Annotated in this window: 9 protein-coding genes; 3 read left to right on the top strand and 6 right to left on the bottom strand. The window is 68.1% G+C overall.

Annotation, left to right across the window (positions count from 1 at the left end):
• From NQ160_RS24895 to NQ160_RS14080, 6 genes are all read right to left on the bottom strand, one after another.
• Positions 1-505, bottom strand: a 505-nt coding sequence (locus tag NQ160_RS24895) for an ABC transporter substrate-binding protein (RefSeq protein WP_257515844.1), incomplete at its 3' end; no start/stop codon positions are given.
• 4 nt (positions 506-509) lie between these two features.
• Positions 510-1,328: an ATP-binding cassette domain-containing protein gene (locus NQ160_RS14100; protein WP_257515843.1), complete on the bottom strand. Its 819-nt coding sequence runs from the start codon at positions 1,326-1,328 to the stop codon at positions 510-512.
• Positions 1,325-2,332, bottom strand: a complete 1,008-nt coding sequence (locus NQ160_RS14095; RefSeq protein ID WP_257515842.1) for an ABC transporter ATP-binding protein — start codon at positions 2,330-2,332, stop codon at positions 1,325-1,327. The genes NQ160_RS14100 and NQ160_RS14095 overlap by 4 nt, the downstream gene beginning before the upstream one ends.
• A 140-nt stretch (positions 2,333-2,472) precedes the next feature.
• Entirely contained in the window at positions 2,473-3,891 is a 1,419-nt protein-coding gene (locus tag NQ160_RS14090; RefSeq protein WP_257515841.1) for an MmgE/PrpD family protein, read from the bottom strand.
• Positions 3,888-5,351 (bottom strand): FAD-dependent tricarballylate dehydrogenase TcuA, encoded by a 1,464-nt coding sequence (gene tcuA / locus NQ160_RS14085; RefSeq protein ID WP_257515447.1) that lies wholly within the window; start codon positions 5,349-5,351, stop codon positions 3,888-3,890. Before tcuA ends, NQ160_RS14090 begins: the two co-directional genes overlap by 4 nt.
• A gap of 102 nt (positions 5,352-5,453) precedes the next feature.
• Positions 5,454-6,149 carry a GntR family transcriptional regulator gene (locus NQ160_RS14080; protein WP_257515840.1) on the bottom strand — a complete coding sequence of 232 codons (696 nt, stop codon included), beginning with the start codon at positions 6,147-6,149 and terminating at the stop codon, positions 5,454-5,456.
• 68 nt (positions 6,150-6,217) lie between these two features.
• Here NQ160_RS14080 and NQ160_RS14075 point away from each other — a divergent pair, with 68 nt between their 5' ends.
• The 3 genes from NQ160_RS14075 to NQ160_RS24720 form a co-directional block, all read left to right on the top strand.
• The gene (locus NQ160_RS14075; protein ID WP_257515839.1) at positions 6,218-6,991 is read left to right on the top strand and encodes an enoyl-CoA hydratase/isomerase family protein; all 774 of its coding nucleotides are present in this window, start codon (positions 6,218-6,220) and stop codon (positions 6,989-6,991) included.
• 104 nt (positions 6,992-7,095) lie between these two features.
• A complete protein-coding gene (locus NQ160_RS14070; protein ID WP_257515838.1) occupies positions 7,096-7,785 on the top strand; it encodes a GntR family transcriptional regulator in 690 nt (229 codons plus the stop codon).
• 271 nt (positions 7,786-8,056) lie between these two features.
• A partial coding sequence (locus tag NQ160_RS24720) for a CoA transferase (RefSeq protein ID WP_306853408.1) occupies positions 8,057-8,324 on the top strand: 268 nt, incomplete at its 3' end.

The following is an 8,324-nucleotide window of genomic DNA, read 5'->3' as shown; positions in this document are numbered from 1 at the left end:
CGCGCTGCGTGGTGTGGAAGTTGACGGTGTGCTCGTCGACGACCTCGACGCTGTCGAGGGTGACCACGAGAGAACGCCGCGGCGACGCCGTGTCGGGGTCGAGGATGCGGTCGAAGTTGTACTTCACTGCGGCGGCGTCGAAGACCTCACCGTTGGTGAAGGTGACGTCGTCCCGCAGCTTCACCTGCCAGGTGGTGTCCGACACCATCTCCCACTCGGTGGCCAGAGCGGGGATGACCTGCAGGTCGTTGTCGAGCTCCATCAGGGGGGTCATGATCTGCCGCACGACGTACTGCGTCGCGCGCCCTCGGAAAGCGGCCGGGTCGAACGTCTGCACCGCTTCCGTCTGGGCGATGACCAGCTCCGTACCCTGCACCGACCCGGAGGCCTGGCCCGATCCGCCCGCACAGGAGGTGAGCACCAGCGCGAGGCCGGCCAGGCCCACGGCGATCGCCCGCGCCGGCGTGCGGGTCGTCCTGGAGCGTCGTTGCTTCTGGGGATTCACTGTCTTACCTTCCGTTCTCGACCCGAAGTCGCGATCGTCGCGGATCGGGCTCGGGATGCGCGTTGATGAGCTCTTGCGTGTACTCCGCGGTGGGCGAGGTGAGCACGCTGCTCGCATCGCCCTGCTCGACGACCTGCCCGTTGCGCATCACGCAGACGTCGTCGCAGAACTGCTCCACCACAGCGAGGTCATGCGACACCATGAGGTACGTCATGCCGAGCTCTCGCTGCAGGTCCTGGAGGAGCGTGAGGATCTGCGCCTGGATGGACACGTCGAGCGCCGAGACCGGCTCGTCGAGGATGAGCAGCTTCGGCGCCACGGCCAGCGCGCGGGCGATCGCGATGCGCTGACGCTGACCACCGGAGAACTCGTGGGGGAACTTCTCGGCGGCGGAGCCGGGCAGCCCGCACATCTCCAGCAGATCGGCGACCCGGGCGCGGCGTTGCGCCGCATCACCGAGCCCGTGCGTCAGCATGCCCTCAGCGACGAGCGATCCTACGCGCCACCGCGGGTTCAGCGAGGAGCCCGGATCCTGGAACACGATCTGGATGTCGCGCGTCACCTGGGCGGCGTCCTTGCGCGAGAGCTTGACGATGTCCTTGCCGTGCCAGAGGATCTGCCCGCTGTCCGGGGTCAGCAGCCGGCACACCATGCGGGCCGTCGTCGACTTGCCCGACCCGGATTCGCCGATCAGGCCCATCGTCGTCCCCTCACGCACCGAGAGCGAGACATCGTTCACCGCGTGGACGGCCGACTTCTTGGCGAAGAGGCCACCCGCTCGGAACACCTTGTCGAGGTTGCGGACGTCGAGTGCGATGGTCATCGGAGTACCTCTTCTGCCAGGAGCGACCGCTGCGGGAGCGGGTTGAAGCAGCGCACGATGCTGGCACCGACCTGCTCCGGTTGCGGCAGCTGCTCGTGGCACACGGGTGTCGCCGAGGCGCAGCGGTTCACGAACGGGCAGGCCCGCGCCTCCCCGACGACGGGCACTGCCTGCCCGGGAATCGGGCGCAGCGCGGACTTCTGTCCGCGCTTGGGCAGCGTGTCCAGCAGCGCCTTGGTGTAGGGATGCCGCGGCTCGTCGAAGAGGTCGAAGATCCCGGCCTTCTCGGCGACGATGCCGCCGTAGAGCACGACCACGCGGTCGCAGGTCTGCGCCACCACCCCGAGGTCATGCGTGATGAGGACGACGGCGGCATTGCGGTCGCGGCAGACCTTCTGCAGCAGTTCGAGGATGCGCTTCTGCACGGTCACGTCAAGGGCGCTCGTCGGCTCGTCGGCGATGATGATGTCGGGGTCGCCGATCAGCGCGACCGCGATCGCGACGCGCTGGCGCATGCCGCCGGAGAGCTGGTGAGGGTAGGCGTCGAGCCGGGACTTCGCGTCGCGGATCTGGACCTCCTCGAGGATCTCGAGGGCGCGCTGGCGCGCTTGGGCCTTCGTCGCCTGGGGATTCGCCGCGCGGTACGCCTCGACGAGCTGGTACCCGACCGTGTACACCGGGTCCAATGCCGTCAGCGCGTCCTGGAAGATGTAGCCGATGCGACGGCCGCGCACCTTGCGCATGTGCGAGCGAGACGCCTCCACGAGGTTGTGTCCGTCGAACTCGATGCGCCCCGAGACCTTGGCGTTCTTGGCGAGCAACCCGACGATGGCCTTCGCGGTCGCGCTCTTGCCGGCGCCCGACTCGCCGACGACGCCGAGGAACTCGCCCTTGCGCAGCTCGAACGATGTGTCGACGACCGCATTGACCGCGCCGAACTGCACCCGGAGCCCCTCGACCCGGAGGATCGTCTCGGATCCGCCTTGCTGAGTCGGTAACTTCATCGTTTCCACTCCCATCGTCAGGAATGCAGGCTGCGCCATCGCCCGAAAGCCCGACAGACCTACTAGATATAAAGTATAGAATACTGGATGTGCGGGTCGCCGTATATTATTTATTTCGGCGACCCGCCTCCAGGCTTGCTTCAGTCGAGATCCGCGAGTGCGGGCTCGACGGGTGCTGCCAGCAGTTCCGAGAGCGCGGCGGCGGGCGTGTCCGGGCCCGCCGTCAGCACGAAGTCCTCGATCGCTGCCAGTCGCTCATCGGTGACCAGGCCGCCCACCAGGCCGCGGAACTTCGTCCTGACGCCCTCGCCGTCGAAGTCGCGATCCTGCGGCGGCGTGGTCTGCAACGACCGCGCTGAGCCGTCCGTGAGGCGGATCTCGACATCGGTGACGAAGCGCCGGGCACGCCCGAGCTCGTCGATGCGCGGATCATGGACCACGTCGATGCGGCGCATGAGGTCCCAGATCTCCGGTCGGGCGAGCGACGCTCCGGAGAACTGCTCGACGTAGGCCGCGCCGTCCAGCAGCGCGACAGCCGTCGCGAAACGCAGGTTCATCTGGGCGCTGAGCGGCGCGCCAGGCGGCTCCATCTCCCACGATGTGCGGCGGGCGACGCTCTCACTGACGCCGATGCGGATGCTCTGCACATCGTCTGCCCGCAGGCCTGCAGCGCGCTGCTCGACCATCGCGTCGATCGTCGAGTGCAGCATGATGAGGCATGCGTGCCGCTTGATGCCGATGGTCTTGAGAATCCACTCCTCACCGAGCCCGTCGGTGAGCTTGGTGAAGTCCGCCTCGCCGGCGTCGCCCAGGATCGCCGCAGCGAGCCCTCCGTAGGGATGCTCGAGGACCGACTCCGTGCCGACGAAGCCCCGGCTCGCCAGCGCGGCACCCACCAGACCCGACTGCGCGGCCATGCCGTGGTGCATGCGCTTGACCATCGATTTGTACTGCGCCGACATGAGGCCGCTGGCCCGCGTCACCGAGTTGCCGATGGCGCTTTCCATCTGCGCGGCATCCAGCCCGAAGACCGAGCCTGCCGCGACAGCGGAGGCGGCCGTGCCGTACACCGATCCGGTGTGCCAGCCGATGGTGCTCAGCCGCCCGCCGCCCATGGCCATGCCCACGCGGGGACCGACCTCGTAGCCGACGGTGAAGGCGCGCAGCAGGTCGCCGATCGTGGCATCCGGATGCACATCCGCCGCCGCCATCGCCGCCGTGACGACCACTGACGAGGAGTGCAGCGCACCGTGGGCGTGGAAGTCGTCGAGCTCGAAGCCCTGCACGAACGTGCCGTTGAGCAGCGCGGCGCTGGAGGGCGAGACGCTCTTGCCCCACCCCCACAGCGTCGCGCCGGTGCCGGACTCTACGATGGCGAGGGCCTCGACCGCCTTGCGCGCCCACGGAAGCTTGGCGCCCACCAGCCCGCAGGCGATGCCGTCCAGCAGCAGCAGCCGCGTGCGCTCGAGCACATCCGTCGGGATCTGGCCGTACTCGAGGCCCGAGGCGAACTCCGCCACAGCGCGGGTGACCCGCACGTCGGCGGCGAGGGTCGTCATCGCCCTGCCTCGGTGGCCGCATGCGCACCGGCGCGGCCGCCGAACACCACGTTGCGGGTCATGCCGCTGGTGGAGGGGTAGTTGTGGTAGAACATGCCGACGATGTCGCCGTTGGCGTAGAGACCCTTGATCGGCTTCTGCGAGGTGTTGAGCACCTGGCCGTCCGCGTTCGTCTTGACGCCGCCGAAGCTGAAGGTGATCGCTCCGGTGACGGCGTAGGCGAGGAAGGGGCCCTTCTCGATCGGCAGCGCCCAGTTGCTGTGGGGCGGCACGAGGCCCTGCGCGTTGCGGCCGTCTTCCACCGTCGGGTCGTAGGTGACCGCGACGTTGACGGAGTCGTTGTACTCCGACACGGTGCGCTCCAGCGCAACGGGGTCGATCCCGATCTTCTCGGCGAGCTCCGCGATCGAGTCGGCCTGGTAAGGCGTCGCCGAGCGGTACGCGTCGGGGAACAGCGCCGTGGCCTGCTGGTCGTAGATCTGGTACGCGATGCCGTCGGGCTGACGCGACACGGCCCAGCCGGTCTTGGCGTAGGTGTACGTACGGTGGCGCTCGGACTCGTCGAAGAACCGCTCGCCGTTCGTGTTCACGGAGATGCCGTAGGGGTACGCGTAGCGGTTGACCTTGTTGTCGACCTCGACGTTGGGCGCGCTCGCGTCGATGGGCGAGGCGTGACCGCCCTGCCACTGCCCGGACGTGTCGGCACCCAGCTGGACGGCCATGTCCAGCACCTCGCCGGTGTTGTGCCGGCTGCCGCGCACCTTCATGAGGTCCGAGCCCGGGGGCAGGTAGCGGGCGCGACGCTCCGCGCTGGCCTGGAAGCCACCACTGGCGAGGATGACCGCCTTCGCCTCGATCTCGGTGCGCCCATCGGGGCCGTCGACGACGACGCCGTGCACCCGGTTGGAATCGCCCAGGATGCCGGAGACGCGGGTGCCCGTGCGCAGCTCGATGCCGAGTTCGTCACCGATCTTGATCCACTGCTCGACGAGCCCGAGGCCGCCGCCGACCGGGCCGAGAACGGTGCCCGGGGGGAACTCGAGGATGCCGTCGCGATCGACCGGCGTCTGCCAGGCCAGCCACTTGTGGCCGAGCTCGGTCATCCAGTCGATGGCGTCGCGGGAGTCCTCGACCAGGGTGCGGGCGAGCTCTGGGTCCATCAGACCCTTGGTGACGCGGTTGAGGTCGCTCGCGAAGTCTTCCTTCGTGTACGGGCGCACCTTGAAGCGACCCTTGAGCTCCTCCTGCTGATCGGAGTTGAGCAGCTCGAAGAGGTCGTCCGTGCCGTCATGCACGACACGGAAGCCCATCTTCGAGAATCGGCAGTTGCCACCCACTTCGTCGCGTGGCGCCTTCTCGATGACCAGCACCCGCTCTGCGCCGGCATGACTGGCGGCGACCGCCGCTGCATACCCTGCACTGGCTCCGCCGACGACGACGACGTCGTACTTCTCACTCATTTCGCCTCCATGGTGGTCGACTTCGTCGATCGACCGCTGCCCTGAATGTACCTTATATAGAAAGGATTGTATAGATTATACGGAGACGTTTCAGGAGTGTCGTCAGTCGCCCTTCAGGCGTGAGAGGCGTTCCGTATAGGCGCCCTGGACGTGCGCGCCCATGAGCCTGCCGGCCTCGGCAGCATCGCCCTTCTCTATGGCGGCGACGATCTCGTCGTGAGCGTGGAGGAACTCCGTGACGGAATCGCCACTGTCCCATTGACTCTGCGAGGTCGGGATCACCGTCTTCCACAGCGGCCCCACGACGCGATCGGCGATGTACGGGGCTCCCGCGCGCATGAGGGCGAGGTGGAACTCCCGGTTCAGCTGAGAGAGCCGTTCGGCGCCCTGCCCCGCCGCGACGGCGGCCTTGAGTTCTTCGTGCTTGCGCTTCACGTCCGCAAGCGCACTCGCGTCGGCGCGTTCGACGGCGAGCTCCGCGAGCAGCTTCTCGACCTCGATACGGAAGCGGTACAGCGCGTACAGGTCTTCCTCGGGCATGGTGTTGACGGTCGCCCCGCGGTGCGGTGAGTAGCTGACGTGCCCCTCCGCCTCCAACTGCCGCAGCGCCTCGCGCACGGGCGTGGCGCTGACGCCGTAGCGGGCACTGATGTCCCCTTGCCGGATCTGCGCACCGGGCTCGATCGCCCCGTCGACGAGCTCCTGCCTCAGGCGCTGCAGAACATATTCCGCTTTGCTCAGCGGCCTCTCGAAAGACTCCGACCGTCCGGCCCCAGCCTCGGGTTCGCGTGTACTCATCCGCACAATTTACCCCACGTATAGAATGCAGATATTATCTATACTCTATATCTTCCTGAAGGAGCATCATGACCGTGCACCTGACCGTCGACGAGGGCGTCGCCTGGGTCACCCTCGACCGCCCCGAGGCCCTGAACGCCCTCGACGCTCCTACTCGTGCGGAGCTGCGCACCATCTACAGACGCATCTCGGACGACAGCGGGATCCGGGTCGCCGTTCTGACGGGTGCCGGCGACAGGTCGTTCTCCACCGGCGCGGACCTCAAGTCCGCACCGGCGAGCGCCGACAGCCTCGTCGTCCAGGAGTTCGGAGGGCGCAGCGACCACCTGCTGGCTGATTTCCCGGTGGACAAGCCGACCATCTGCGCGATCAACGGCTACGCGCTGGGCGGCGGGCTCGAGATCGCCCTGCGTGCGGACATCCGCATCGCCTCGGCGAACGCGAGCTTCGGGCTGCCGGAAGCGCGCATCGGCAGCATCCCGGGCAGCGCCGGCACGCAGCTGCTCCCCCGGGTCGTGGGCGTTCCGAACGCGATGAAGATGATCCTCACCGGTGAGCGCATCGACGCCGAGGAGGCACTGCGCATCGGCCTGGTCCAAGAGGTCGTCCCCTTCGAACGCCTGCAGGAGCGCGCCTCGGAGCTCGCCCGGGCCATCGCCGGCAACGCCCCGCTTGCGATCTCCGCCGTGAAGAAGCTCGTCACCATGTCTCAGGAGGTCCCCCTCGAAGCCGGCATCGCTGCGGAACGCTACGCGTTCGGCCTGCTCCGCGACACCGAGGACCGTGCCGAGGGGCGCCGCGCATTCGCCGAGAAGCGCACCCCCCGTTTCGTGGGCCGCTGACGCGCTCGATCGCGCACTGCAGAAGGGCATCCCACTCTCCGCGCAAGAGGCCACATCGCCGACTATGTGGATAGAGTGAGGGCTCCCTATCGAGGAAGATGCGGATGGACGGATCGATCGACCAACCCAGCGCGGACCAGCGACCACTCAGCAAGGCGGAGTACGTCTTCCAGCGTCTGCGGAAGGAGTTGCGCGATGGCACCATCCCTCCGGGCGCGCAGATCCGCCAGACCGACGTCAGCTCCCGCTATGGCGTGAGTGCGACCCCCGTTCGGGAGGCGCTGCGTCGGCTCGAATCCGAAGGAATGGTCGACTACTCCCCCCATCGTGGGGCGACGGTCACCGAAATGCCCACGCATGACGTGCGCGACCTCTACCTCTTCCGTGCGGAGGTCGAGGGGTTCCTCGCCCGACTGGCGAGCGAACGCGCCGACGCGGCGTCGCTGAGTGCGCTGCGCGCCGCTCACGACGCGATGCGCGGACTCGTCCGCGACGGAGCCGACGCGACCGAGCTCTCCCGGGCCAACCGCGAGTTCCACCTCGCCGTGATGCGCGCCGGGTCGCCCTACCTGGCCGACCACGTGATGCGGCCGATCTGGGAGAAGGCGATTCCGAGCTCGGCGAGCATGTGGGACAACACCGAACGGGTGGAGCAGTTCCTTCAGGAGCACGAGGCCGTGCTGGCCGCGCTGGAGGCCGGCCGCGGCGATGAAGCCGCGCGCCTCATGGCCGAGCACGTCCGCGTCGCGCTCGGTGAGCGAGCGGCACGGAACAGCGACTCGTCCCCGCAGTGACCTCCTCGCTCCCCGGCATGGGGAGCCGACTTCGCTCCGAGGCCTGGAGCCGAGGAGGATGCCGAACCGGAGGAACCCTCGGCGCAGCACGGCCGACGGCGTCGCGTTCGCCTGCGCGATGAGCGCGTACGGCGCGGATCCGTCGCGGGGCTGACCCGACAACGCTCGACGGCACCAGTGCCCCGTCCGCCCCCGATGCACCCCGCGTCATCGGCAGGGAGGCACTGCGCGTGGCACGCCTGTGCGCCAGTCCCACCACCCGCGGGCCTGGATGGCGCTGGAAGCCACGAGCCGCGCCCGCGGATCCTTTGCTCTTCCATTCCATTGTGTATTATATAGATTATATCTACTCAGTGAAGAGGAGCACGCCATGACCACGACCACGCCGCCTGCGGGCGCGCTGGAAGGCCTGCGCATCCTCGACCTGGGCGGAGAGATCGCGAACTACTGCGGCCGGCTGTTCGCCCAGCTCGGGGCCGACGTCATCCTCGTCGAACCTCCGTCGGGCTCGAGCTACCGCACCGCGCCCCCGCTGGCCC

It is taken from the genome of Microbacterium sp. zg.Y909 (assembly GCF_024626565.1).
Note: the sequence above shows the minus strand (reverse complement) of the source record. Positions and strands in the feature narration are given on the sequence as shown.